Origin of the sequence: Curtobacterium sp. MMLR14_006 (assembly GCF_001864985.1) — a bacterium.
Classification (GTDB): domain Bacteria; phylum Actinomycetota; class Actinomycetes; order Actinomycetales; family Microbacteriaceae; genus Curtobacterium.
This window is the reverse complement of sequence record NZ_MJGU01000012.1, coordinates 18,561-43,483: the sequence shown is the minus strand read 5'-3', so window position 1 is coordinate 43,483 and position 24,923 is coordinate 18,561. Positions and strand designations below refer to the sequence as shown.

Annotated in this window: 23 protein-coding genes; 12 read left to right on the top strand and 11 right to left on the bottom strand. The window is 68.4% G+C overall.

The genetic code is table 11. From position 1 onward, the window contains the following. Positions 1-70: 70 nt before the first annotated feature. Complete coding sequence (locus tag BIU94_RS03815; RefSeq protein WP_139196277.1) at positions 71-484, bottom strand: hypothetical protein; 414 nt, start codon at positions 482-484, stop codon at positions 71-73. 65 nt (positions 485-549) lie between these two features. Further along, on the bottom strand, positions 550-4,029 hold the full coding sequence (locus BIU94_RS03810; RefSeq protein WP_071254389.1) for a TM0106 family RecB-like putative nuclease: 3,480 nt from the start codon (positions 4,027-4,029) through the stop codon (positions 550-552). 450 nt (positions 4,030-4,479) lie between these two features. Here BIU94_RS03810 and BIU94_RS03805 point away from each other — a divergent pair, with 450 nt between their 5' ends. From BIU94_RS03805 to BIU94_RS03790, 4 genes are read left to right on the top strand one after another with little or no spacing between them, the layout of a single operon-like run. Then, on the top strand, positions 4,480-4,686 hold the full coding sequence (locus BIU94_RS03805; protein WP_071254387.1) for a hypothetical protein: 207 nt from the start codon (positions 4,480-4,482) through the stop codon (positions 4,684-4,686). Between the two features lie 59 nt (positions 4,687-4,745). Beyond that, the gene (locus BIU94_RS03800) at positions 4,746-5,021 is read left to right on the top strand and encodes a hypothetical protein (RefSeq protein ID WP_071254385.1); all 276 of its coding nucleotides are present in this window, start codon (positions 4,746-4,748) and stop codon (positions 5,019-5,021) included. Next, a complete protein-coding gene (locus BIU94_RS03795) occupies positions 5,018-6,823 on the top strand; it encodes an alpha/beta hydrolase (protein WP_071254382.1) in 1,806 nt (601 codons plus the stop codon). The genes BIU94_RS03800 and BIU94_RS03795 overlap by 4 nt, the downstream gene beginning before the upstream one ends. Before the next feature lie 23 nt (positions 6,824-6,846). Next, positions 6,847-7,326 (top strand): hypothetical protein, encoded by a 480-nt coding sequence (locus BIU94_RS03790; protein ID WP_139196275.1) that lies wholly within the window; start codon positions 6,847-6,849, stop codon positions 7,324-7,326. 4 nt (positions 7,327-7,330) lie between these two features. On the opposite strand, the gene BIU94_RS03785 is transcribed toward BIU94_RS03790, so the two are convergent. After that, the gene (locus BIU94_RS03785; RefSeq protein ID WP_071254378.1) at positions 7,331-7,552 is read right to left on the bottom strand and encodes a DUF1653 domain-containing protein; all 222 of its coding nucleotides are present in this window, start codon (positions 7,550-7,552) and stop codon (positions 7,331-7,333) included. Positions 7,553-7,575: 23 nt separating this feature from the next. On the opposite strand from BIU94_RS03785, the gene BIU94_RS03780 reads away from it, so the two are divergent. Both BIU94_RS03780 and BIU94_RS03775 read left to right on the top strand, forming a co-directional pair. Then, complete coding sequence (locus tag BIU94_RS03780) at positions 7,576-8,142, top strand: hypothetical protein (RefSeq protein ID WP_139196273.1); 567 nt, start codon at positions 7,576-7,578, stop codon at positions 8,140-8,142. Between the two features lie 3 nt (positions 8,143-8,145). After that, positions 8,146-8,742, top strand: coding sequence for a hypothetical protein (locus BIU94_RS03775; RefSeq protein WP_071254374.1), 597 nt, complete (start codon positions 8,146-8,148; stop codon positions 8,740-8,742). A gap of 169 nt (positions 8,743-8,911) precedes the next feature. Here the strand turns inward: BIU94_RS03775 and BIU94_RS03770 are convergent, their stop codons facing one another. Further along, positions 8,912-9,868: an ADP-ribosylglycohydrolase family protein gene (locus BIU94_RS03770; protein ID WP_071254372.1), complete on the bottom strand. Its 957-nt coding sequence runs from the start codon at positions 9,866-9,868 to the stop codon at positions 8,912-8,914. Between the two features lie 88 nt (positions 9,869-9,956). Here BIU94_RS03770 and BIU94_RS03765 point away from each other — a divergent pair, with 88 nt between their 5' ends. Next, positions 9,957-10,607 (top strand): NUDIX domain-containing protein, encoded by a 651-nt coding sequence (locus BIU94_RS03765; protein ID WP_071254370.1) that lies wholly within the window; start codon positions 9,957-9,959, stop codon positions 10,605-10,607. Between the two features lie 111 nt (positions 10,608-10,718). Further along, positions 10,719-11,186: a DNA mismatch endonuclease Vsr gene (gene vsr / locus BIU94_RS03760; protein ID WP_083404564.1), complete on the top strand. Its 468-nt coding sequence runs from the start codon at positions 10,719-10,721 to the stop codon at positions 11,184-11,186. An 830-nt stretch (positions 11,187-12,016) separates the two neighbouring features. On the opposite strand, the gene BIU94_RS18065 is transcribed toward vsr, so the two are convergent. The 4 genes from BIU94_RS18065 to BIU94_RS03740 all read right to left on the bottom strand — a co-directional run bounded on the left by BIU94_RS18065 (position 12,017) and on the right by BIU94_RS03740 (position 14,506). Continuing rightward, positions 12,017-12,688 (bottom strand): hypothetical protein, encoded by a 672-nt coding sequence (locus tag BIU94_RS18065; protein ID WP_254782935.1) that lies wholly within the window; start codon positions 12,686-12,688, stop codon positions 12,017-12,019. After that, the gene (locus tag BIU94_RS03750) at positions 12,685-13,143 is read right to left on the bottom strand and encodes a hypothetical protein (RefSeq protein WP_071254358.1); all 459 of its coding nucleotides are present in this window, start codon (positions 13,141-13,143) and stop codon (positions 12,685-12,687) included. Before BIU94_RS03750 ends, BIU94_RS18065 begins: the two co-directional genes overlap by 4 nt. Positions 13,144-13,572: 429 nt before the next feature. After that, on the bottom strand, positions 13,573-14,019 hold the full coding sequence (locus BIU94_RS03745; RefSeq protein ID WP_071254356.1) for a hypothetical protein: 447 nt from the start codon (positions 14,017-14,019) through the stop codon (positions 13,573-13,575). Positions 14,020-14,119: 100 nt separating this feature from the next. Beyond that, a complete protein-coding gene (locus BIU94_RS03740) occupies positions 14,120-14,506 on the bottom strand; it encodes a hypothetical protein (protein ID WP_071254354.1) in 387 nt (128 codons plus the stop codon). Positions 14,507-14,529: 23 nt separating this feature from the next. Here BIU94_RS03740 and BIU94_RS03735 point away from each other — a divergent pair, with 23 nt between their 5' ends. The 4 genes from BIU94_RS03735 to BIU94_RS17975 all read left to right on the top strand — a co-directional run bounded on the left by BIU94_RS03735 (position 14,530) and on the right by BIU94_RS17975 (position 17,411). Continuing rightward, positions 14,530-14,919 carry a MurR/RpiR family transcriptional regulator gene (locus BIU94_RS03735; protein WP_071254352.1) on the top strand — a complete coding sequence of 130 codons (390 nt, stop codon included), beginning with the start codon at positions 14,530-14,532 and terminating at the stop codon, positions 14,917-14,919. An 8-nt stretch (positions 14,920-14,927) separates the two neighbouring features. Next, positions 14,928-15,851, top strand: coding sequence for an N-acetylmuramic acid 6-phosphate etherase (gene murQ / locus BIU94_RS03730; protein WP_071254350.1), 924 nt, complete (start codon positions 14,928-14,930; stop codon positions 15,849-15,851). Positions 15,852-15,912: 61 nt separating this feature from the next. Continuing rightward, positions 15,913-16,716 (top strand): PTS transporter subunit EIIC, encoded by an 804-nt coding sequence (locus BIU94_RS17980; RefSeq protein ID WP_071254348.1) that lies wholly within the window; start codon positions 15,913-15,915, stop codon positions 16,714-16,716. Further along, on the top strand, positions 16,716-17,411 hold the full coding sequence (locus tag BIU94_RS17975; protein ID WP_071254346.1) for a PTS transporter subunit EIIC: 696 nt from the start codon (positions 16,716-16,718) through the stop codon (positions 17,409-17,411). Before BIU94_RS17980 ends, BIU94_RS17975 begins: the two co-directional genes overlap by 1 nt. A gap of 448 nt (positions 17,412-17,859) precedes the next feature. On the opposite strand, the gene BIU94_RS16960 is transcribed toward BIU94_RS17975, so the two are convergent. The 3 genes from BIU94_RS16960 to BIU94_RS03705 all read right to left on the bottom strand — a co-directional run bounded on the left by BIU94_RS16960 (position 17,860) and on the right by BIU94_RS03705 (position 24,830). Further along, on the bottom strand, positions 17,860-19,392 hold the full coding sequence (locus BIU94_RS16960) for a DNA cytosine methyltransferase (protein WP_083404563.1): 1,533 nt from the start codon (positions 19,390-19,392) through the stop codon (positions 17,860-17,862). A gap of 637 nt (positions 19,393-20,029) precedes the next feature. Then, complete coding sequence (drmB, locus tag BIU94_RS03710; protein WP_071254344.1) at positions 20,030-21,841, bottom strand: DUF1998 domain-containing protein; 1,812 nt, start codon at positions 21,839-21,841, stop codon at positions 20,030-20,032. Beyond that, the gene (locus BIU94_RS03705; RefSeq protein WP_217639475.1) at positions 21,822-24,830 is read right to left on the bottom strand and encodes a helicase-related protein; all 3,009 of its coding nucleotides are present in this window, start codon (positions 24,828-24,830) and stop codon (positions 21,822-21,824) included. The genes drmB and BIU94_RS03705 overlap by 20 nt, the downstream gene beginning before the upstream one ends. Between the last annotated feature and the right edge of the window lie 93 nt (positions 24,831-24,923).

The window sequence follows — 24,923 nt, the reverse complement described above, 5'->3', positions numbered from 1 at the left end:
CGGCCGTCAGCCGCTCGACGGGAACGCCATCCACCTGGCTCCCGGCACGCGCCGCTGCTCGGCACGAGGGTCACGAGGCCAGGCTGCCGAGCACGCTCCAGGTGATCACGAACGCGAGCACCACCGCAGCGGCCGTCCCGAGCGCCACCGCCCAGCCGAGTGGCCGGGTCCGACGCACCCGCGCGGCGAGCAGCGCGCCGGCGACGCAGATGCTGACGACCACCACGGCCTCGACGATCGCGGTCTGCGGGCCCGCCGCGTCGTTGCACGCCCGCGTCGAGGACTCCCAGCCGCAGCCGTACTGCGACACCGCTCCGACGAGGTAGCTGACGACAACGATGATCCCGCCCAGCAGGGCGGTCAGGACGAAGAGCACGACCGAGACGACGAGGTCGGCTGTGAAGCCACCGCCCGATCGGTGCGGCCCGCGCCGGTCCGGCACACCCGCCGACGGCTGCACCGTGCTCGGATCCGGTCCTGGCACTCCTGCTGACATGGTCGTCCCCCCGTTCCCCGGCCCCCCTCGGCCGCACCCAGGGTACCGCCCGGTCAGCGCGCGTCGACGAGCTCGATGAACCGCGACAGCAGCGACAGCCCGGCGATCGACGGCGGCAACCCGGTGGTGAGCGCCGGCGAGTGCACCAGGTACGCCGCCCACTTCGCGCGCGAGATCGCGACGTTCAACCGGTTCGGCATGAGCAGGAAGTCGAGCCCGCGCGGGATGTCCGCCGCGCTCGACGCGCCGAGCGACACCACGGAGACGACCGCCTCGCGGCCCTGGAACAGGTCCACCGTGCCGACCTGGGTCCCGCCGAAGCCGGCGCGGTCGAGCTCCTGGCGGATGAGCGCCCCCTGCGCGTTGTACGGCGCGACGACGATGACGTCCTCGTCGGTGAGCCTCCGGGTCTCGTCGCCGTCGGTCCAGGTCCGGCCGACGACGTCGCCGACGAGCGCGACGACGCGGGCGGCTTCCTCCGGCGAGGACGTCGTGTTCCCCGCGTGCACCACCGGCTCCGGGTGCACCCCGGCCTCGATGCCGTCGAGGTGCCGGCCGGACGCCATCGAGGCGAGCTGCCCGTCGTACGACAGCGCCGAGACCGATGCGGTCAGCGCCGGCTCCATGCGCCGGGTTCGGGCGAGGAAGTAGCCGAACTCCGGCGGGAGCACGTGCTGCCCGTCCGCCAGCCAGCCGAGTGCGGACTCGTCGACCGGCTCCGGGTGCGACCCCTGCGACACCTGCGGCAGCTGCTGCGGGTCGCCGAGGAGCAGGAGCCGGGTGGCCGCGACCGACGAAGCGATCGTCGGTGCGAGGGAGAACTGCCCGGCCTCGTCGACGACGAGCAGGTCGAGGGACCGGCGTTCGATCGTCGCCTCGTTCGCGAAGGTCCACGCGGTGCCGCCGACGACACCGCCGGTGCCGGTCGACCCGCACGAGGACAGGAACGCGGCCACCGCGGCCCCGTTCTTCACCGGAGTCCAGGGGGCGGCGTCGAGCTCGTCCTCGGTGGCCCCGGCCTTCGGCACCTTCACCACCCGGTCGGACGGCACGCCGGCGGCGACGACCGCGGCCAGGAAGTTCTCGGAGGTGGCGTGCGACTGCCCGACGACTCCGACCCGCCAGCCGTGCTCCCGCACCAGGCGGGCGACGACGTTCGACCCGACGTAGGTCTTGCCCGTGCCGGGAGGGCCCTGGATCGCCAGGTACGAGCGGTCGAGTCCGAGCACGGTCGCGACGACGGCCGACACCGTGTCGTCACCCTGCACCGGCACGATCGCGCCGCGCGGCGGGACCCGACGGAGCAGGTCGAGCGCGGGGTCGGGCAGCATCGACGGCAGCGCGTCGAGGACCTCCTGCCCCCACTCGGCGATCGCCTCGGGCTGCGGCTTCGCCCGCGGTGGGGCGGACGGGGCGAGCGCGACCGGGAAGTCCTCGTGGGTCGGAGCGCCGACCGGCAGGTTCTCCTTCACGAGCACCTCGACGGCGTCGCCGTCATCCTGCACGTCCAGCAGGACCGCGCGGGCCGACGCGCCCTTCGACCCGGGGCCCGGAGCGGCGACCGACGGCGGGAGCGGGTCGTCGTAGACGAGGTGGGGCGTGCCTCCCGGCCGGAGCCGCGAGCCGGGCGCGAGCGTCCCCGACAACCGGATCTCTCGCGACTGCGACCGGGCACGCGGCAGCGTGCCCCAGTCGCGCTCGACCGACGCGCGCTCGACGACGAGCACGTCACGCGTGTCGGCCCAGTCGTCGACGGGGTTGCGCAGGCGGTCGAAGTGGTCCTGCCAGAAGGTCTTCGCCTCGCGGCGGTGGTAGTCGATCGCTGCCGCGGCGAGCGCCAGCGCGGTCTGGTCGGGCGTGCGGTCGAGCGCGTCGACGTCGGCGAGCTCCGCCGCGAGCGCCGTGTACACGGGGTTCGGCTCGCGCTCGACGGGGATCGGCGGCAGCAGCTCGTCCGCCGGCGGTGCGGCGGGCGGCTCCGTGCGCAGCGAGAGCAGCCAGTCCCGCAGCCGCAGCGTCGAGCGGCAGTCGTACGCGTTGTAGTCGGCGACCTGGTCGAGCATGCGCTGGCCCGCGGCGGCGTCGCCGGTGCGGAGTTCCTCGATCGCGTCGACGTACGCGGTGATGCTGTCCACGGCGTTCGTGACGTCGCTCTCGCGCAGGTCCGACCCCATGTAGAGCGGCTCGAGCTTCTTGATCGAGTAGCTGCGGCTGCCGACGACCAGGGCCTTGCGGACGACCGGGTACAGGTCGACGAGCACGCCGGCGCGGAGCAGGTCGTCGACGGCTTCCTCCCCGACGCCGTGCCGGGCGGCGAGGGACAGCAGGTGCGTCCGCTCGTACGCCGCGTAGTGGTAGACGTGCATGCCGGGGTACTGCTCGCGGCGGGCCTCGACGAACGCGAGGAAGTCGACCAGCGCCTGCCGCTCGTCGCGGATCGTGTGCGCCCAGAAGGCGGTGAACGCCGCCTGGTCGTCGACGAGTCCGAACAGGTAGTCGAGACCCCAGTGCACGCCGTCCTCGGTGTGCAGCGGGTCGCCCTCGAAGTCGAAGAACACGTCGCCTGCGTCCGGCGCCGGGATCGCGTCGAGCGCGCGCGGGTCCAGGACCTCGAAGCGCGGGACGGCGGCGGCGCCCGTCCGTCGCGCGTCGCGCGTCGCGTCCTCGCTGTCGACCTGGAGGCGCGCCTGACGCACCAGCCTGTCCTGCGTTCCGCGGGACAGACCGGGTACGGCCGTGGTGCGGTCCGCCAGGTCGTCGATCGTCCGCACCCCCTGCCGGATGAGCTTCGTGCGCTGGTCGAGTCGCATGCCGGCGACGAGCACGAGGTCGCGGTGCTCGGCCACCTGAGTGGTGCACACCGAGCAGCGGCCGCAGCTCGCGTACCGCGGGTCGCCCCACTGCAGCGGCTCCGACGCCGCGGTGCGCTCGGCGATCACGCGCTCGAGCTCGGCGCGCTGGGTCCGGTACACCGGGGCGATGTCGGCGAGCTCGTGCGTGGTCGTCGTCCGGTCCCCGAGCACGAGGTGGACCTGCTGCCCGGTGGGGATGCCGTGCGCCTGCATCTGCTCGGCGTAGGCGGCGAGCTGCAGCAGCGCGCTGATCTTGGCGTGCCGCGCGAGCTTCGTGTCGTAGACCTCGTACTCGCCGTGCTCGTTCCGGACGATGAAGTCGGCGAAGCCGATGAACCCCGGTCGCTCCGGGGTCGGCGCTTCGTGGAACGTCGGCTGGTACAGCACGTCGGCGCCGTCGCGGAAGGCCTGTCGCGCCTCGGCCGCGGCGCGGGCGTAGTCGGGTGGTGCGGGCCGCTCGAACTCGACGACCTGCCGGGTCTCGCGCAGGACGTCGAGGTGGTCGAGCTCGTGCTGGTCCCCGAGACGGGCCGTGCGCTCGAGCATGTCGTCGTGCTCGTCGGGCAGGGGCTCGCCGCGGCCGAGCTTGACGTCGAGGCGGCGCAGGAACGCCCACTCGCAGGCCGACCACGTGCTGAGGTCGCTCGGGCTGAGCAGGGCGCCCTCGGTGGTGATCTGCATGCGCTCCCCCTCGTGTTCCGGTGCGGGACGAGCCTAGGGGCGGCCGGTGACAGCGCGGTCGGCGTCGGTAGGCTGCCGACGGGGAGGTGGGGCCGGTGATCGGGAGCGTCATCGAGGGAGCGCTCGGTCGCCGAGCGCGTGCACGACACGTCGGCAAGCCGCTCGTCGCCGCCCTCGTGCTGCTCGCTCTGGGCGGGTGCGGACTGGGCGGGTGCGCACAGCGTGTTCCGGAGGACCGCGCCACCACGTCACGAACGGCCGACGCCGCTGCGGCGCGCGCGCAGGGAGACTCCGCACTGCGTCTCGTGCAGGCCGTCCCCGGTCCCGCTTGGCACCCCGTCGCCGAGCCGCAGTCGTCCCCGTGCACGATCGGCTCGGACGACGGTTCGCTGGTCCTGCAGTGGCTCGTCGAGGGGCCGCGTCTCCCCGACGGCGAGGAGTACGTCGCCCGTGTCGGGTCGACGCTGCGACCACGGCTGGAAGGTGACGACCCGGTCGATGACGCTCGAGGACTACGGCACCTCGTACCAGGTCGTCGGGTCGAAGGGCCTGGTGTCGGCCGTCGTCGTCGCTGTGAACGACAACCACACCTCGATCGACATGGAGTCCGTCTGCACGGCCGCTACCCAGCACGGATCGACCGTCAGCCCTGACTGATCGGACCCCCAGCCGCTAGGCTGTCGACCGCAACACGGGGGAAGGGGAAGGTGGGGTCCGTGGACAAGATCGTTCTCGACAAGGGTGCAGTCCGTTCCGTCGCGAGCAGCATCGACAAGGACGCAGCTGCACTCGGCTCGATCAGCACCAAGGGCGCGGGTGGGGCGTTCGGGTCCGCTGACGTCGAGGCCGCCTTCGCGACGGCGACCCGCGTGCAGGGCGCGATGATCGACGGCGTCCAGGCGAACACCGCCGCCCTCGCGGAACGAGCACGCGCTGCGATCACCGCCTACGAGGAGTGGGACGCGGCGAACGCAGCGAAGGCGGGCAAGTGACCGCCGATCCGACCGCTGGCAGCCCCGCAGGCATCCGCTCGCTCGCCACCGCGCTGCAGCAGGACGCGACGGCCATCCGTTCGGCGTCGTCCCGGACGAGCGCCGAAGCCGGCTCGGTCTCCGACGCGGACTGGACCGGCGCGGCCAAGGGCTCGTTCGTCTCGACCGCCGGAGACGTCGCGGCGAGCGCCGAACGCACGGCGACGCACGTGGACAACGCGGTGTCGGCGCTCCTCGCCTACGCGACCCGCATCGAGCAGATCCAGCGCGACGCCGCGGTCATCGCTGCACAGCAGCAGCACACCGCCGACCAGCTCTCCCTGAACGCGAAGCGCGCCGACAAGCTGGCCGGCTCGGACGACGTCACGGACGCCGTCCAACTCGGTGCCCTCGCCGGGCAGCAGGCGGTCCTGCAGACCACCAAGGCTGCCCTCGAACGCTCCTGGGACGACCTGGTCTCGCAGCGGAAGGCAGCCGATGCGCAGGCCGTGTCGGCCCTCGGCACCACCGACGTCGTCGGTGTCATCCCGCCCTCGACCGCCGCGGTCAACGCGATGAGCGGTCCTGAACTCCTCGCCTACCTCAAGGGCCTGCACCCCGAGGAGCTCGCCGCCCTCGCCGGCAACACCGCGATCGCCGACAAGCTCGCTGCGCTGGACGACCCGGATGCGGTCGCGAAGTGGTGGTCGGACCTCGGTGGCGAACAGGGCAAGGGCTCCTACGACGAGCACTCCGCGGCGCAGGACGCGCTGCTCGCGGCGTTCCCCGCCGCGATGGGGAACCTGAACGGCGTGGCCTACTGGGCGCGCGACACCGCGAACCGCACGGAACTGCAGCGACAGAAGGCGGCCTCCGACAAGCGCCTCGCCGACCTCGAAGCCGCCGTGGCGGACGCCGTCGCGAAGAACCTGCGCCCGTACGACCTCGCGTCGAAGCTCGAGGACGAACGACAACTCAACAAGCAGCTCGAGAACTTCGCCAGCGCCGCCCGGGGCAGTCAGCTGCCGAACGGGCCGGAGTGGCAGAACGTCCGCGTGCAGGTGGTGTCCTTCACCGCGGGGAAGCCGCCGCTCGGGGCGATCTCGCTGGGCAACCTCGACACCGTCGACAACGTGAGCTACGTCGTGCCCGGCATGGGGACGACGATGGGCGACTCGACGGTCCTGCAACGCGCAGCGCGGAACATCAAGGAAGTGCAGGACGGGATCACCGGCGACCCGTCGGAGACCGCGGTCGTCGCCTGGGTGAACTACGACACCCCGGTCATGGCCACTGTCGACCCGTTCGAGGTCTTGTCGAACAAGAAGGCCGAAGCGGGAGCGGAGCGACTCGTCGACGACCTCAGCGGGTTCCGGGCCAGTCGAGGCGACAGCCCGGTGCTCAACGTGGTCGGACACTCCTACGGCACGACCACTGCGTCGATCGCCCTGTCGGACGACGCCGACCTGCACGTGCAGAGCTTCGTCAGCCTGGGCTCCGCAGGCATCCCGACGTCGATCCACTCGGCGGACGACATCCACGCCGAGCACGTCTACGCGGGGACCGGCGACGAGAGTGTCGCACCGCTCGGTCGGTGGGGTAGCCGCCGGACCGACCCGAGCGACGCGGACTTCGGAGCAGAGCCGCTCGGCACGGGCAGCGACGACGTGAACGTGCCAGGGCTCGGATCGTCGGGGTCCGAGAAGGGCGTCACCGTGCACGACCCGCTCAAGCACGTCGACGCCGGGGACCCGTACGGTTACCTCGACCGCAAGACGTCGTCCGTGTTCAACACGGGCGTCGCGACCCTGGCTCCGTGGTGATGATGATGCGCAAGAAATCGACCGTGACCGCCGCCCTCCTGACCGCCTGCCTGGCAGGGATGGTCACGGGGTGCGCAGCGGATCAGAAGCAGGAGGACCCCGTGCAGAGCGACCAGGGCAAGCAGCAGGCCGAGCAGGCACTCGCGACCGTGTTCGGGATCGAGGGCTCGACGTGGTCCGCGGCGAGCCGGGAGCAGGAGCCGGCGCACGCCGAGTGCACCATCGACGGCGACCCGCACGCCGGTCGGCAGTACCACTGGAACGCCGCCGGCTCGGCACCGGCCGACCCGGAGCACTGGATCGAGACGGTGGTGCAGACGCTCCGCGGGCAGGACCGCACGGTGTCCGTCCGCTCCGCCGACGTCGGGAAGTACGGCACGCTGCACCAGGCGACCGCCGACGACGACGGGCAACCCCTGGTCGTCGTCACCGCCAACAGCCGGACGACCACCGTCACCGTCGAGTCGATCTGCGTCGCAGCACCCGACGCCGAGGCCGGCTGAGCGCTCAGTCGCCCTCGACCCGCACGAACCGCGGCCCGTCGTACCCGTCCCGCACCACGTGCGCCGTGAAGTCCGCGAGCGACCGCACCCAGTGCCCGTGCTCCCCGTACAGCGCCTGGTAGACGACCACCGGCTCCTCGGTCTCGACGTCCCGCGCGACGAGCACGACCCGGTAGTCGTTCCCCTTGAAGTGTCGGTAGCGGCCTGGCGTCACGGTGTCGGTCACGTCCCGATCGTAGGGTGGACCGCATGGGGGAACCACAGGCCATCGCCGCCCGCGCCCGCCGCCGGACCGTGCCGATCGCGATCGTCGCGCTCGTCGTCGGTGCCGTGGTCGGGGTGCTGTTCACGGACGACGCGTCGGCACTCGAACGGGTCCTGACCGTCCTCGGCTTCGCCCTCGCCCTCGGCGGGCTGAGCGGCGCCGTCTCACTCCTGCCAGCCACGTTCCGGCTCGCCCCGTCGATGCAGCTGCCGGTGCGCGACCTCGACGCAGCCGATCGTCGCGCCGTCCAGCGAGCCGTGTACGCCGGCCGGCCGATCGAGCCGTCCGACTCGGCCCTCGCCGTCCGAGCTGCCGAGTGGGCCCGCGGCGCCGTGGCCTCGCTGCCGCATGCCCGAGCGCAGTTCCTGCTCCTCTTCGCCGGCATCGGCGGCCCGCAGCTGCCGAACGTGATCCGCGACGACGCGTGGAGCGCCGGCTTCAGCCGCGTGTTCGTCACCGCACTCGTCGTGGTCGGCATCGCCGCTGCGATCTCCTCCGGCCGCAACATCCGTGGCACGCGGCGGTACCTCGCCGCCACCGCGGAGGGCTGAACGGTGCCCAGCAGGGTCGGCAGCACGGGAGACCTCGAGGACACCGCACGACGTGCCTGGCGTCGGACCGCCTGGATCGCCGCGGCGGGCCTCGTGGTCGGGCTGATCGTCGGCGTGGCCTGCGGTGGACTCGATCCGGACGCCGACGGCGCCACTCGTGTCCTCGCCGTGATCGGGTCAGCGCTGACGTTCGGCGGACTCGGCGGAGCGGCCTCCCTCATCGCCGCCACCCTCGCACTCACGCCTGCCACGCAGGACTCGGTCCGTGGACTCGAACGGGCCGGGCGGCGGACGATCCGCCGGGCCGTCTTCTCCTCCCGACCGATCGAGCCGCCGGACTCCGCGCTCGCACACCGAGCCATCGACTGGGCACGTGTCACGTCGGTCGCGTTGCCGATCGCACTCGGGCAGTTCCTGTTCCTCTCCGCGAGCGTCGCGGGCAGCCAGGCATCGTCGCTGCTGCACGGCAACGACTGGTACCCCGGCTTCGCGCGGGTCTTCCTCGTCGCGATCCTGGTGGTCGCGGTCGTCATGACCGTGTTCATGCGCCACCGGATCCGCAACGTCCGCCGCTACGTCGCCACCGCCTGGCACGAGTGACCGCTCCGTCTCGCCGGAGGCGATCGAGCGCGCGGGCGTCACACCCGACGTGGTCGCCGGACCGGCCGGGAGGCTCGGATCACCTCCGCCACGGACGGGCGGTGCCGGAGAGTCCCCCCACAGCACCCTCCGACACCGGCCGCCCCGCCAGCCTGCGGCGTGCGCGCGGTCAGACCGCCGCTGCGCGGACGGCGAGCGCCTGCTCACTCAGCGCGACCAGGTCGTCCGCGCGGAGGGCCGGCCATCCGTGCAGCAGCTCCCGCCACTCCGTCGGGAGCGCACCCGCCCCGTACACCGCTCCCGCCAGGCCGCCCGCGATCGCCGCGACCGTGTCCGTGTCGTTGCCGGTCCGGACCGCTCGGACGAGGGCGTCCTCGAGGCTCGAACTCCGCCTGACCGCCGCGTAGGCGGCCTGGAACGCCGACACCACCCAGCCGTTCGAGTCCGTGAAGTCGACCGGTTCCGAGTGCTCCGCCGTCACGATGCGGTCCACCCACACCCGCCGCTTGTCGAGGTCGAGCAGGTCGAGCCCCGCCATGACGTCGAGCTCGCCGGTCAGGACCGCCTTCCGGATCGCCACGCACCACAGCACGCACGCATCCCCCGCGTCCGACTCGTAGTGCGTCAGGTCGCTGATCGCCCGCGCCGCCTCGGCCAGCCGGAGCTCCTCGTCGACCGCACCCGTCAGGTACCCGAGCACCAGCGGCGCCGTCCGCATGAGCGAGCCGTTCCCGGCCGACTGCCCCTTGTAGTCGTGCTCCTGCCGGGCCGCGGCGCGCGCTGCGGAGGCGCCCCGTGCCTCCAGACCGGTCAGCACGTTGCGCGTCTGGATGCCGACGTCGGGCGCGGTCCGTGCCCAGTCCGCCCAGGCGGCCACCAGGCCGTCGAGAGCGGACCCGCCGGCGGGGTCGCCTCCACGTGCGAGGGTGCGGAGGATCGGGACGGCCATGCTCGTGTCGTCCGTCCACTCCCCCGGCGCCCAGCCGAAGGAGCCGCCGCCGGCCATCCGGATCGGAGTCGGTTCCGGCACCGCCGGCCGGAACTCGTAGCCGGCACCCAGGGCGTCGCCTGCGGCGGAGCCGAGGACGGCACCGATCGCCCGGTCGGTCTGTTCGGTGGTCAGCATGGCCGCCTCCTTCGGTTTGCGCAGAATCGCGTAAAACCGAGTCTGCACGCTCCACGCAGTTTGCGCAAGTGTGCGTAAACTCGCCGTCATGGAGAACGAGTACCGCGACGCGAGCGGCAAGCGGCTGATCGACTACCCGCGGCCCTCCGTCGCCGTCGACACCGCGGTGCTCACCGTGCCACCCAGCGGCCCGCTGTCCGTCGTCCAGGTGCGCGACGCCGAAGCCGGCGACTGGCGGCTGCCCGGGACCTTCGTGCACGAGGGCGAGCGGCTCGCCGCCGCCGTCCTGCGCTCACTGTCCGAGAAGGCCGGCGTCGCCGGTCTGGCGCCGACGCAGTTGCACGTGTTCGACGAGCCCTCGCGGGACAGCCGCGGGTGGGTGCTGTCGGTGGCGCACCTCGACGTCGTGCCGTTCGCGGCCCTGGCGCCAGGACTCGACCGCGCCGGCGCGCAGCTCGTGCCGGTCGATGACGCCACCGGGATGGTGCACGGGCACGACGACATCCTGGCGTTCGCGGTGGCACGGTTGCGGACGACCTACGCGGGCGCGCCGGACCCGCACGGACTGCTCGCGGAGCCCTTCACGATGTCCGAGCTGCGGGCCGTGCACGAGGCGGTGCTCGGCGAGCGGCTGCTGCCGGACTCGTTCCGGAGGGCGATGGTGCCGATGCTCGTCGACACCGGGGAACGCGCCGCGTCGGGGCCGGGGAAGCCGGCGGCGCGGTACCGGCGGGCGTGACCGCGGGTTCTCGTCTGTGTCTGGTCCTCCACAACGGGGCCGACTCGGCGCTCCTCCCCGGACATGCAGGGCGGACCTGCTCGGAGGCGGCACCCGCGCGACCATCGCTGGATGGAACGGTGGGAAGCCGATGATGCGCGACGCCGGCACATGGCTCGGTTCGGCAGGCGGGACACGGCACCCGAACTCGCACTCCGCCGCGAGCTGCACCGGCGCGGACGGCGGTTCTTCGTCGACCGGGCAGTCAGCCGCCGATGCCGGGTGCGTCCGGACCTCGTCTTCCCACGGGCCAGGGTCGCGGTGTTCGTGGACGGCTGCTTCTGGCACTACTGCGACGAGCACGCGCACCTGCCGAAGGCCAACGCCGAGCTGTGGCGGACGAAGCTCCAGGGGAACCGGCGACGAGACCTGCGGAACGAGGCGGTCCTGGTGTCCGAGGGCTGGCGGGTGCTGCGCTTCTGGGAGCACGAGGACATGGCCGGCGTGGCGGACCGGGTCGAGGTGGAGCTCGATCGGTGGGGTGCGATCGCCGGTCGGTCAGCAGCAGGTCGAGCTGCCCGGAGCGCCTCCGTTCGGTGAGGGATGGGCGGTGCCGAGCGTGACCTCCGCCCGGCGCAGATGGCTGCGTGAGCCAGATCGCGGACGGCGGCGGCTTCCGTCGTCGCCGCCAGTCTGGAGGCGCGGCGCTGGTCCGCCCTCGTCGGCGAGCCGGGCTACGGCGGATCGGTGGGACGCGGGTTCATCGGTGTTCCGAACTTCGGCACATCGCCTGGCACGCAGTGTCCGCACACGAGGAGGCTGGCGAAGTCCGTACCGGACTGGAACTCCACGCCGAAACCCGTCCGCCGCGGTCCCACAGTTGGAGCCGTTGAGGTACGAGACGACCGTCCGCGGTGGACGCAGGGTGTTGTCGTGCTGCACCGGGACACCGTCCAGCTCGACGTCGGTCTCCAACGCCTTCGCGACACCTCGAGTGACCTCGTCAGGTGCTGCAGGTAGCGGATGCTTCCGGATGGCGGTCAACGTGAACTGAGCACCGTCGCCGTTGGATGAACAGTCGTTCCGCCCCGACACTGTCCCTCGTCCCAGCCGTCCGCTCCCACGACGGACTGCACCGATCGAAAGATCTTCATCACGTTCTCGTGGGACTGTTCGGGCGTCATCGAGGAGTCCTTCACGGCAGGAGCCTGCGCACAAGTGCCGGAGCACCGCGGCGGCGATCGATACGGCCACCTGCGTGATGCGTCTGCAGCGTTCCTTCCAGGCTGATCCCCTCATCTCGTCCGCCCTGGCGAACCTACGGCGCGGTTACGCTGGAGGTGTCGAGCACCCGTGATGTGGCGCCTGCAACGTCACCGCCTTGCGGGCGGCCCGTGGGTCATCCCGACGGCTCACCGCGGGGAGCTGCGCTAAGGACCATCCGTGGGTTCCGGGTTCAGCGGGGTCCCGAGCTTCGGCGGCTCACCAGGGACGCAGTGACCGGAGATGATCGTGGCGGCGTAGTCCGTGCCGGACTGGAACTGGATGCCGAACCCGTCGTCCGCAGTGCCGCCGTTGTAGCCGTTCGGATACCCGATCACGGTCCGCGGTGGCTGCAACGTGTCGTCGTGCTGAACCCGCACCTTCTCGTAGCCAGCGGCCTCGAGCGCTGCGGCGATCCGCTTCGTCAGCGTATCCGGCGATTCGCTCAGTGGTAGACGACGGGCTGCGTACAAGCTGAACTGGGAGGCGCCCGACGCCGACGGGCAGGAATCCCACGACGACTCGAAGTCGTCGTTCCATCCGTCCTCACCCACCACGCTCTTGATCGCGTCGAACACGTCGATCACGTCCTGACGGGCCTGTTCCGGGGGCATCCTCGCGTCCTTGGTTGCTCCATCCGAGGGGCTCGCGCCCGCACAGCCGGTCACAGCAAGCGCGGCCGAGATCGCGATGGCGATCCCGAGCGCGCCCCGCCGAGCGTGCCGGATCACCGATGCGTCCCGTCCGTCAGCGCTGCGTACGTTGGTCGGGGCCGCTGAGAGGTTGGAGGAGTGATCACCGGCGTCTCCTCGATCGTTTCCGGTTCTCAATTGCTTCACCGCTCCGACGATTCAGAGGGGCGCGGGTTCAACGGCGTGCCGAGCTCGGGCGGTTCTCCGGCCACGCAGTGCCCGTAAATGATGACGCCGACGAAGCCGGGGTCGGTCTGGAACTGCAAGCCGTAGCCGTCGGCGGCGGTGCCGCCGTTGTAGCCGTTCGGGTAACCGACGACCGTCCGGCGAGGCGACAACGTCTCGTCGTGCTGCACACGGAGGCCCTCCATACCCAGCTTCGACTCGAGCGCATTTGCGACCCGCTTCGTCACGTCATCCGGCGTGCCGGCGAGAGGCTGGTTCCGGATCGCAGCGAGCATGAACTGCGCGCCCGCTTCGCCGTGCGAGTCGCAGCCGTTCCATTCCGACTCCGTCCCCGCAGCCCATCCGTCCTCCCCGACGACGGACGTGATTGCGGTGAACGTGTCGAGCACGTCCTGACGTGACTCCTGCAGCGTCATGGTTGCATCCTTGGTCGCTGGCGCGTGAGGTCCGGTGTCCGAGCAGCCGGATACGAGGGACGCCGCGAGTGCACACAACGCACCCGCGGTGACCCATCGGTCACAGCGTCGCATCACCGGTCGATCTTGTCTGCCACTCGAACATGAACCAATCGTGCTTCGTCTGCTGCCGCTTCCGACCGAGGGGGACCTGGCTTCCCCTCACGCTCTTGATCGTGTCGAGCACGTCCATGCTGTCCCGATGAGCCAGAGCAGGGGTCGTCTTCGACTCCGCAATCCCTGCGTTGGAGGAATCCGATCCGGCACAGCCGATCATCACCAAAGCGAGAGGGCCGCGTAGCGAATGACAGCTCACCGGTGCCTCGCGTCTGCAGACGTCCAGAACGCTGGTCCTGTCCGTCCGCGGAGCGCTTGCGGCGGCGAGCCGCACTACGACAGATCGGTGGGGCGCGGGTTCAAGGAGGTGCCGAGCTTCGGCACCTCCCCGGGCACGCAATGTCCGTAGACCGAGAGGTCAGCGTATCCGTCGTTCACCTGGAACTGGATACCGAACTTGTCCGGTGCGGTACCACCGTTGTACCCGTTCGGATACCCGATCACCGTACGTTTCGGCGTCAGCGTCGTGTCGTGCTGCACACGCGCTCCTTCGTATCCGATCGCGTCGAGTGCTTGCGCGACCTTCCCTGCGACGTCGTCTGGAGAACCAGGCAGAGGGAGCTTGCGCGTGGTCGCGTACGAGTACTGCGCGGCGGCGTTCCCGCCGCTGCTGCAGATGTTCCAGCCTGCATCGTCGTCGCCCCACCCGTCCGTGCCGACGACGCTCTGCACCGCAGCGACGATGTCGAGGACGTCTTGATGGGCTTGCTCGATGTTCATCGTTGCGTCCTCACCATCGGGATCGTGCGGGCTGGCCGCACTACATGCTGCGACAACCGTGATGACGACGACTGAGACGACGATCGCGCCGAGGCGTCGGCTACAACGTCGGATCACCGGTCAGTCCTGTCTGCCATTCGAACATGAACCAATTGTCCTTCGTCTGCTGCCGCATCCGATCGAACGGGCCGTCGTCTTCAGGGATCGTGTTGCCCAGTCCCATCGCAGCTTTGGCGGAGTTGTACTGCGCGGTCGTGCCGTTGTCGAAGTACGAGTACCGACCATCGTTGTTGCCCGCTTGACCGTCGTAGGGGCCGTGATGCGTGACACCGTGCAGCTTGTCGGCACCAGTCCCTTGCGTTTCGGAACTGAAGTCGTGGGCGCCCCAGGACGATTCGGTCGGGTCCTTCCGGCCGAACAGGTTCTGCCCGGTGACCGCCCACCCGTCCTTCGCGCCCTGGCTCGCGAACACCTCACCGATCGGCACAGGTGATCGTTGGTGCACGCACGATGACAGCGTGGCGTTCAGCAGCGGACGGCCCACACAACGCCCTGACCCTCGCGAGCGCCCTCGGCCCGAAGGACGTCCTCGTCATCACGAGCCACTCGGGCACCACCGTCGAGGCGCTCGAGGTCGCCGCCGTCGCGCACGAAAGCGGCGCCACCGTCGTCGCGATCACCGGATACGCCACCTCTCCGCTGACCCGCCACGCCGACCACGTGCTGCTGGGTGTAGTCGGCGCCGAGAACGACCTCCGCCCCGCCGCCATGGGCAGCCGCATGAGCCAACTGGCCATCGTCGACGCCCTGTTCATCGTCGTCGCGCAGCGCACCGACGAGCGGTCCCAGCCGCTCCTCGCCCGCAGCCGCGACGCCGTCCGCACCCATCACCGGAACTGAGCACCACCATGAACCAGACGCACGAAACCCACGACGCCCTCCGCGACGAACTCGCGGCCCTCACCACCGAGGCGACCGACCACTCACTGGACGACATCGACACGATCTCCACGCTGGAAGCCGCCCAGCGCATGAACGCCGGAGACCGCAGCGTGCCTGCGGCACTGGAGCCGTGCCTCCCGGCCATCGCCCTGGCGGCAGACTCGATCGCCGCGGCGTTCGCGCGAGGCGGCCGACTCGTCTACGTCGGCGCCGGCACGCCGGGCCGGCTCGGCGTCCTCGACGCCAGCGAGTGCCCGCCCACCTTCGGTACTGACCCGAGCCAGGTGGTCGGCGTGATCGCCGGCGGCGACCCCGCCCTGACCACCGCGGTGGAGGGCGCGGAGGACGACGAAGCCGCCGCCGTCCGCGACCTCGACGCGCTCGGCCTGACGGCCGACGACGTGGTCGTCGGGATCAGCGCGTCCGGCAGGACGCCTTACGTGATCGCAGCCATCCTGGAGGCCCGGCGCCGCTCCGCCCTGTCGGTCGCCGTCGCGTGCAACCCGGACTCGGCCGCGGGGCGGGAGGCGGACATCGCCATCGACGTCGTCGTCGGTCCCGAGTGCATCGCCGGCTCGACCCGCCTGAAGGCAGGGACCGCGCAGAAGCTCGTGCTCAACATGCTCACCACGCTCGCGATGGTGCGCAGCCACAAGACCTACGGCAACCGCATGGTCGACGTGCGGGCCACGAACGCGAAGCTCGTCGCCCGGGCGTTCTCGCTCGTGCAGGACGTCACCGGCGCTCCCGACTCGATCGTTTCGTCCGCGTTGTCCGAAGCCGATGGCGAGGTGAAGACCGCCATCGCGGTGATCCTGACCGGTGCCTCCGCGAGCGACGTGCGTTCGCGTCTCGATGCTGCATCCGGCTCGTTGCGCGCCGTGCTGTAGACCCCGCTCTCCCCTTGTCCACTTTCCTTCCGCTCGATTCCTTCCCCCGAGGAGCACAGCAATGCCCGATGCACAGCAACTCGCCCAGCAGATCCTCGACTCCGTCGGAGGCTCCGCGAACATCGCCGACGTCGAGAACTGCATGACCCGACTCCGGGTCGAGGTTTCGTCTCCCGCGTCGGTCGACCTGCCGGCGCTCCAGGCCACCGACGGCGTCATGGCCGCCATCGCGGCTGGCTCGAACCTGCAGATCGTGCTCGGCCCGGGTCTCGTCGACCGCGTGGCCGACGACGTGGAGGCCCTGCGCGCGGCCGCCCCGTCTGCTGCGGCTGGTGGGCCCGGTGCGTCGCCCGAGGAGCTCGCCGCTCGCGGCGCGTCGATCAAGGCCTCCGCGCGGTCCCGCTCCGACGGCCGCACCATGCGCGCGATCCGGAAGATCTCCGCGATCTTCATCCCGCTCATCCCCGCACTGATCGCCTGCGGGCTGATCGCCGGGATCAACGGCATCCTGACGAACCTGGGATGGGTGCCCGGTGTGACGCCGTTCCTCGGGGTGCTCTCGTCCGGGTTCCTGTCGCTGCTCGCCGTGTTCGTCGGGATGAACGCCGCGAAGGAGTTCGGCGGCACGCCCATCCTCGGCGGTGCGGTGGGCGGCATCATCGTCGCGGCCAGCGTCGCGAACGTCACGGTGTTCGGCGAGACCCTGGCTCCCGGGCAGGGCGGCGTGCTCGGGGCGTTGGCCGGCGGCATCCTTGCCGCCTACGTCGAACGCTTCATACGGCGCGTGACTCCGGACGTCATCGCGCTCATCGTCGTCCCGACCGTCACCGTCCTCGTCGCCGGCTCGGTGACGCTGGGATCCTGATGTCCGTCGCCGGAGTCGTCTCCGTCGCGATCGGGGCCGCGGCGACCTGGCTTCTCGCGAACGGTGGGGCCTTCGCCGGGTTCGTGCTCGGAGGCCTCTTCCTGCCGCTCGTCATGACCGGCATGCACCAAGGGCTCATCCCGATCCACACCACCCTGATCGACCGGACCGGGTGGACCGTGCTGTTGCCCGTGCTGGCGATGGGTGGTGCCGGGCAGATCGGTACGTGCATCGCGCTGTGGGTGCGGTTCCGGTCGAACGCTTCGCTGGTGCGGACCATCCGTGGTGCGCTGCCAGCAGGGTTCCTTGGGGTCGGCGAGCCTCTGATCTACGGCGTGACCCTCCCCCTGGGTCGGCCGTTCATCACCGCGTGCATCGGTGGCGCGTTCGGTGGCGGTGTCGTGGGACTGTTCGACCAGCTCGGGCACTCCGTCGGGGCGATCGCCATCGGGGCCTCGGACCTGTCGCTCATTCCGCTGTTGAACGGCTTGTCAGGGTACGGGTGGGCGTTGCTCGGGTACGGGTCGGGGCTCGTGGTGGCGTACGTCGTGGGGTTCGTGGCGACGCTGTTGTTCGGGGTGTCCGCGTCGGTGAAGGCCGATCTCGAGGAGCAGTCGTCGGCACCGGCTGGCCATCCCGTTGCTCCGAGGTTGCCGCTGAAGTCGCGGGAAGCGTCGACGTCCGTTTTGCAGTAGCTTCCGTGGCGACGTCAGAAGGATGCCTCAGGTATATCTCGCGCTGGTGATCGTCGTCTCACTGTCGGAGCTCATAGTGGGAACGCGGGAGCCGCTGCGGATACGGAAGGTGCAAAATACCTACGTCACCACTCCCTCGCGACTTGTCAGAGACCGGCGCGCAGTCTTACACCACCCGAGAGCAAAGCAGCCAGACATCCTGGCTCTCTCCGACGTTTGACCACTGGCCCGGGCCCGTTGCCAACTCGACCTCCTCGCCGCGAGGCACCTCAAAGTCGCCGCCTCAACAGCAAGCTCGCTGGCCACCCAGCTATTGCCGACGGCCACTTTCGCTATTGCCGACGGCCACTTTCGCTATGGCCGGGCGTCGGAGTGCCACACGGGGGTGCCAGCGGTGGGTGCCCACGCGGAATCGCTGCGCGGTGCCCGTTCAAGAGCGGCCCGAGGCTCACACGGCGCCACGCAGATATTGGTAGATCGACTCGGCTATCTTGCGCCCGAGCGGGATGGGCACGGCGTTGCCGATCTGCTTCGCAATCTCGAGCTTGGATCCGTACCACTTGAAGTCGTCCGGGAACCCTTGAAGCCTCGCCGCCTCGAAGTGAGTGATCGGCCGGTCCTCGGTTGGGTGAAGATATCGCCCCTTCTCAGGCTTGAAAAACTCTGTCCGGACGGTCACCGCAGGCGCACCACTCCGAAGTCGGCCCATGACGTCGCCAGAGCCGGTGTCATGCAAATCCCACGCCACGGTGGAGAGGTACTCGACGATAGCATTCCGATGTACGTCGCCCTCACTTAGAACAACGTGGAACATTTCTGACTTGCTGCGGCTGCCACCCGATCTCTTGTCATCTGTAACGGAAAGAGCGGAGCGTACGGAGACTTGGCGCTCCGTAACGGCGCCTCCAACGACAACGTTGTGCGCACCAAGAACCTTCAGCCCGCCGCCGTCGTACCTGTAGTCACCCACCTTTTCAAGGATAAGATCGCTTCCGTCATCGAAGCGGCAAACATACCGACCGCGAAGATTTTTTCGATTCCCACCTCTCGGGATCGCTTTGTAGCGCCACATCGAGATCGGCTCTGGTCTCCTTCCGATGTGAAGATCCGTTGTCAAGAACGGGCCGACGAAGTTGCCTTTCATTCCAGGGATTCGCGACCTTGGCGCGGCTGGCAGGTCGCCTCCGATGGTTTTTTGCGCACTTTCTTCGAACAACTGGTCCACGGTTACCCATGCGCTCTGTGCGGCAAGCGAGCCGGGTGAACCGTCGGGGTCCCCCAGTGTCCACGCTCCGCCGCCGAGTTTCCGGGAGTGCGTGGGCTTGGGATAACGCAGCGCGGTTGCAGGGAGACCAGCGTCGGTGCGGACCCCGATCACGATCGCACGTCGACGGGCTTGCGCAGCACCGTAGTTCGCTGCGTTCAGCAGATAGCGCTTGTCACGGTCAAGCTCTGTCTCACCCGGCTTTGAGCCGGGGTCGACAAGACGATAGTTGGTTAGGTCCGCTCCGCCGATCCGATTTTTGAGATCCACGAACTCCGCGGACCGGAGAAACCTGTCGACGTTCTCGATCACGAACACCTTCGGTTGAAGAGCGACCACCACTCGAATAAACTCCTCCCAGAGCATATTTCGCTCTGGACCCACCTTCTGGCGGTTCAGCCCGGAGAACCCTTGGCACGGCGGTCCCCCAACCACAACATCAATCTCGCCTGGCTTCCATTGTGGCTCCCAACCGACAATGGTTCGGCAGACGATCTCCGGTGCTTCATGATCACCAAGCCGAGACGATCCAGCGCCGAAGTTCGCTGCGTAAGAGGCGGCGGCCGCTGGCTCCCACTCGACCGCGCCGACGCTCCGGAACACCGGGTTCGCGACGCCCTCAGGACGGTACTGGTGAAACCCCTCGGTCAGACCGCCACATCCTGCGAACAGATCTAGAACAGTGATGTGGGCGCGGCGGTGTCCCTCAGATGTCACCCGGTAATACTAGCCGGCGCTACGTGGGCGCCGGCGCGCGAGGGCCGTGGAGCGATGCCATAGTCCGGCCAGCACTTCACGTCTGGGGACGGCCTCCGACAAGGCCACACGCCGGTTCGTCTGACTTGAAGTACTGGCGGATCAGCGACGGCGAGGCCACAAGAGTGTCGACTCGAGCTACTGTGGCTCCCACGCCCCTCGCCGGTCCTCATCCAGGGATCTCGAGCCTGGCAGTGAGCCAACGCATGGGTTCTGCGCGTCGGCTCAGACACGAAGCCGGAAGCTGACGCGCGTTGGTCTCACGCGATCGCGGTCTTCGCTACCGCGTCGTGTGCGCGGTGCCTGGAATCGCAAGGCGAAGCATCGCCCTCCCTGATGCAAAGGTAGCGGTCTTCATGGACGGGTGCTTCTTGCAGGGGTGGCCCGAGCATGCCACGCAGCCGCTCGCGGACTCCGACTGGTGGGCCGCCAAGCTCCAACGCAACAAAGTGCGAGATGAGGAGACCAACGACGTGCTGAGGTCCGCCGGTTGCACGTTCTGCGATTCGGGGAGCACGAGGACCAGCAGCTGGTCACCGACCGCATCTAGTCAGTCGTCAAAGCCCCGGCCAAACCTCATTCCGCTGCTGGTAAGCAGCTAGGGCACGCTGAGCGAACGAACCTCGTTGAGTACGCCCTCCAACAACCCTGGCGTGTCGCGACCGCCGAGAACCATTTGACGGTCCAGAAGTCGGTTTGCGGTCTCGCATGATGTCTCGCTCACGAGGGAGCATCCATGGCACGCCGACAAGTTGAGGCTCGAGGCACCCTGTTTGTCGCTCTCAATGCAAACTGGGTCGTTAGAGCAGACATCGGCGTCGTCGATTGCTGCGAGAAGCATCGGAACGAGCCTATCTGGGTCACCGAGCCGCACGAGGCCACCTAAGGTGCCCTGCGCGTCGCCCGCTGCTGTGTAAATCAACACACCAGCCATGCGGTCGGGACGGGAGGAGCTCGCGTAGATCCTTTCCTGAAGCGAAGCAGACGAGTATCCGGACGCATGAGCAAGTCGGCGAATCAGGAGATGAGCGATGGTGTGGAGGGCGACGAACCGGGCCTCGGGGAGGTCCAGCCGATTCGCCCATTGCGTCTTTGCCCGTCGGTCCAATAGAATTCGGGCCCGCGCGCGAACCGCGGCATGCTGCTCCCATTCTGTGAGAAACTGCTCGCTGAACTGGAGGAAAATGCCTTCCCCGTACATTTCGACGGCTGGAAGAGTTGGCTTCCGCTTGCCCTTCAGCGACATGTCGGCTGAGATCATCTCCGCCTCAGCGGAGTACCGGCGAAAGCCCTTGAGAGCCCGAACCTCGCGCACTCGCCGCACCTGGCCGACCGCGGTCAGACGTTGTGCCAGCGTCGCAGGAATTCCTGCAAGCTCCGAGGTCTGCCACGAGTCGACTACGAAGTCGCCCTCGCTGTGGTCACGTCCGGACGTTGCCAGCTTCTTCAAGAAAGCTGCCCACTCGCCATCCTTGAGGTCTGCGAGTACTTCGTCCTGCTGCAACTCGCCCGCTGCAGCCAGATCTAGCACGTCGTCAACCGTGGCACCGACCTCGTCGGCGATCCACCCCGCAATCAACGACGCCTTGGGCCCGCCGTTGTCGTCGACCACTCGACCGAAATCAGCGTGTGCTCGGATGACGTCCCTAAGCGAAACCGTCGGCGGTTTCTCTTCGGGGATGTCCAGAGCGGAGATCCGTTCCGCTATGTAGTTTCCCGTTGCGCCCCGCTGGACGGCGACAAGTCCATGCTCACAAGCCCCATCCTGCCGTGGATCCTGCCACGGCTGGGTGCCCTTGCACCGGAGACCGTCGCGACCGAGAGCGTCCTTGCTAAGAAGGTCCGACATCGGGCGGGACCGCTTGCAGCCGCCACATTCCACCCGAAGAGACTTCAGGCCCTCACCGTGCTTGGCCGAACGAACGAGCCGAAGTTCCTTATAGGCTCGGCAGTGTCGCACGGACTCTGTCACGCCAGCGTCATGTCCGCGGTGAGCCCACATGAACCAAGGGACATCTTGGAGATGACTACCCTTTTTACAAACCGCGACATATCTCATAGGCACGAGCATGCCGCCGCATTCACACTTATTGACCCACTTGCCCCGGTCTTTACCAGTTCTCTGGGAGAGCCTGGAGCATCGCTCGCAGAATCTCCAAGCCGGGAACCGCCAGTACAGCAAAGTCGCGTTGTCCTTGCCGATTCGTCCTGAGTGGGTGGGCGCTTCTCGCAGCACGCTGGGTCCGAGCCGCTCGACGAGCCGCTCGCAATGAACTTCCGGCGAATAGCGCTCATCCCACCACGAAGTGTCGGGGGCGATCAGCGATTCCCCTCGAATGTCGATGACGGACCCGACGCCGAAGGGTGACACTGTCTCCGACAGTCTCAGGTCATGCTTGATCCGTTGCAATGGACCCCTCCTCAAATGGCTCGCGTACCTCGACCGCAACGTTGGGTTCGACCGAACGCATCGAGTCGGCAACCAGCCAACCTTCGCCAGCTTGCCCGAACCTCTTGAACAATGCGGAGTCGTCCGCCGTCGCGCGATCGTATAGAAGGCGCTCACCAGCCTCGCGAGCGGCTCGTGCTCGACGGTCCCACTCGTTGAGCAGCGTGACGATTCGCTCGCGCGTGTCCGACGTCTCGACCGAGTCCGCACTTGCTACCCGCTCGAGAAGCCCGCTGACCAGCCGGTCGACCAAGTTCCGCTGGCCAGCATCGGCTAGGTCGAGGTCCTTGGCTGCATCATTGGAGGACAGCCCTGGTCCGAGGTGACGAACCAGCGCTACTAGAGCACCGGCGAGCGAGCGCTCGCGCGACGCTAACGACCATGGAGTGACGCTCGTCGGCTCGACGCTTCGGTAGAGAGCCTCGTGGTAGCCGCGAAACGTCTCGAAGTGGGAACGGTCCCTCGCCCGGTTCGAACGGAACAGCGTGACGACGACGCCATGAACCTTGCCTCGTCCGACCCGACTCGTTGCCTGAATGTACTCGGAGGTGGTTTTGGGCTGGCCGACCATCAGCATCAGTGCCAGTCGCGGGATGTCAATACCGACAGAAAGCATGTTCGACGAGAGGACAATGTCGACCGCCTGGTCGGAGTCGTCGGCACTTCGACGCAGTTCACGTAGGTCGTTCGGCAGTTCCTCTGGTCCGCGTCGGCTTGTCAGCTCCAGCACCCGGCCGGCTCGAACCGTGCGAAGTTCATGCCCCATGCGCTCGGCGCGAGGCTCCAGGCGGGCGTTCACGTCGTCGATCATCAGGGTTCCGGTGCGCCCCAGCTCCCGAAGGCTGTTGTGGTACATCACCGCGGTCCAATATGCGTCGAGGCTCGTCCCTGCGTCCGGGTGTCGCCGAAGAACTTCTGGGATCTCCACCAAGGGGGCTGACGCCGAAACTGTCGCTGACATCTGCGAAAGGGCCTGGGGCATCAGCCCGAGGTACAGGCGACCCTCGCCACTCGTAACCGGTCGGGAAAAGAACGTCGTATCGTCATCGAGACCGGACGGCGGGTACAGCGCGACCGGCCTGCCATACAGCCCCTGCACCTGCTCATCCGAGGCCCGAATTGTAGCGGTCGACGCGACGATCTTGGGCGTCGAGCCATTCGCGTTGAGCAGCATCTGGATCACAGCGTCGAACACCGCAACCGTCGTGCCAAGTGGCCCAGAAAGCAAATGGAGCTCGTCTTGGATGATTATTGACGGCTGGCGGAACGCCGTGTTCAGACCGAGCAAACGACCGGCCTCAGGGCGAAACTGCAGACGTGCGAATTTGTCGACCGTAGCAAGCAGGATGGTAGGGGGCTCCTCATAGAGCATCTCGTCGACCACGCGCACCGGGATATCATCGGCGAACTCGCAAGCCGAGTTCACGCAGTGGATGACGATGTCACGACCCACCATCTTGACTCCATAGTCATCCGGGCGGGGAGACCGGAAGCGGGGAAGAAGTGGCGTTGCGCACCAGGGGCAACTCTCTACCTGGAACTGATTTGCTTCTTCAGGCCGGGCGGCCTTCCGAAGCCGCTCCAAAGCGGACTTCGCGTCCTTGCGCGACCCCGGAGTTACTTCGTTGCCCACCCACAGTCCGATCGAGAACGGTGCCATGTGGGTTGCGCGCGGGTCACCAATCTTGTCCGCGCGACGCAGCAGCTCCATGGCACATACGAGCGAGGCAGCTCGCTGGAACTGCTGAGAGGTAAGCAGTCGCAGCGTGTAACGAGTCAAGACCGCAGTGCCACCACCTGCCGGGCCGTCCGAGAGGCGTCTACGGAAGATCTCAATCGCCGCTAGCCCGAGGTAAGCCTCGGTTTTCCCGCCGCCGGTTGGGAACCAGATCAGGTCGACGAGCCCTCGCTCCTCGTGTGTGTCATCCACCGTTGATGCGAGGGCGACGAGGAGGAAGCCCAGCTGGAAGGGACGCCAGCGTGGCTCGGACCGAACGCCGTCGCGGGCGAAGACTGCTTGCCGCATCTGTAACCGCATCGCGGCCATGGCGAGGGAGAACGCTTCCCGAAGGGTGCCGTTGCCCGCCAGCCCTAGCAGGTCGACAGACTTGCTCATTCGCACGAACGCTTCTCTTGACCGGCTGACGATTCGACCGGCAACCTCGCGGTCCGGGCCGAACGACCCAATCCGCCCTTCCTGCTCCTCGACCCACGTCCCAAACCTACGGACGAATGCCCGCAGCGACTCGAGAACTTGATCGGCGTTATTGTCCAGCGTCGATAGGTGCTCGAGACGCAAGGCGTCCGCTTCAAGGGTTTCATCCTCGAAGGCAGTTGTCTCGACGTCGGGGACCACGAAATGCGGAACCGGCTCCAGGCGCACCTCGGTGCACACGCCGTCGGAAACGGTCCAATCCGCAGCCATACCGTGTCCGACGGCGTATATCTTACGACGCCTGAACCTCAGACGCAGCTCGGCGGACTCGTCGTCGGCGTCGAAGGCGCGCCGAGTGTCGTAATCACGGATCGTTCCACCACCGGCGGGGGACACGACGAGCGCGACTTGGTACAGCATGTTGGTGGCGTCAATGCGGTCGTCGCCGGTTGACGAAGCCAGAACACGTAGGTGCACGGTCACCAGTTGCACATCGCCGAAGCGCCTCCAACGACTGCCAATTTCGATGGGTACGCCGCCAACGGAATGCTCGTGTACCCGACGGTCCGGCGCAAGGAACAATCTCGGGATCGTAAAGGGCGTCCGGCGCCAGCTCGGCGGACCGTCGCCTTCGACGACGGCGTAGGTTGCGCCGGCAACAGTGCACGCTACGGTATCGCTGTCGGTGACGAAGGAGATCGCGGCCGATGACGGCCTCCAGTCCTCGGCGATTGGGACCGCGGCTCCCTGCTCCTCTACCTCACCGTCGAACTCACTCATCAGGTCGTTGTCCACGTCGCAACTCTCGGGCGGGACGACACCAAGGTCGGACTCAGGCGCTCCGTCTCGCGGGAACAACATTCCGACGGCGTACTGCCTGTTCGGCGG

What these genes read in the sequence shown, in the direction of transcription:
- BIU94_RS03810 (WP_071254389.1), bottom strand. Translation starts at nt 4,029, where the DNA reads ATGCAGATCACCACCGAGGGCGCCCTGCTCAGCCCGAGCGACCTCAGC.
- BIU94_RS03780 (WP_139196273.1), top strand. Translation starts at nt 7,576, where the DNA reads ATGGGGGAACCACAGGCCATCGCCGCCCGCGCCCGCCGCCGGACCGTG.
- BIU94_RS03770 (WP_071254372.1), bottom strand. Translation starts at nt 9,868, where the DNA reads ATGCTGACCACCGAACAGACCGACCGGGCGATCGGTGCCGTCCTCGGC.
- BIU94_RS03765 (WP_071254370.1), top strand. Translation starts at nt 9,957, where the DNA reads ATGGAGAACGAGTACCGCGACGCGAGCGGCAAGCGGCTGATCGACTAC.
- vsr (WP_083404564.1), top strand. Translation starts at nt 10,719, where the DNA reads ATGGAACGGTGGGAAGCCGATGATGCGCGACGCCGGCACATGGCTCGG.
- BIU94_RS03750 (WP_071254358.1), bottom strand. Translation starts at nt 13,143, where the DNA reads ATGACGCTGCAGGAGTCACGTCAGGACGTGCTCGACACGTTCACCGCA.
- BIU94_RS03745 (WP_071254356.1), bottom strand. Translation starts at nt 14,019, where the DNA reads ATGAACATCGAGCAAGCCCATCAAGACGTCCTCGACATCGTCGCTGCG.
- BIU94_RS03735 (WP_071254352.1), top strand. Translation starts at nt 14,530, where the DNA reads ATGACAGCGTGGCGTTCAGCAGCGGACGGCCCACACAACGCCCTGACC.
- murQ (WP_071254350.1), top strand. Translation starts at nt 14,928, where the DNA reads ATGAACCAGACGCACGAAACCCACGACGCCCTCCGCGACGAACTCGCG.
- BIU94_RS17980 (WP_071254348.1), top strand. Translation starts at nt 15,913, where the DNA reads ATGCCCGATGCACAGCAACTCGCCCAGCAGATCCTCGACTCCGTCGGA.
- BIU94_RS17975 (WP_071254346.1), top strand. Translation starts at nt 16,716, where the DNA reads ATGTCCGTCGCCGGAGTCGTCTCCGTCGCGATCGGGGCCGCGGCGACC.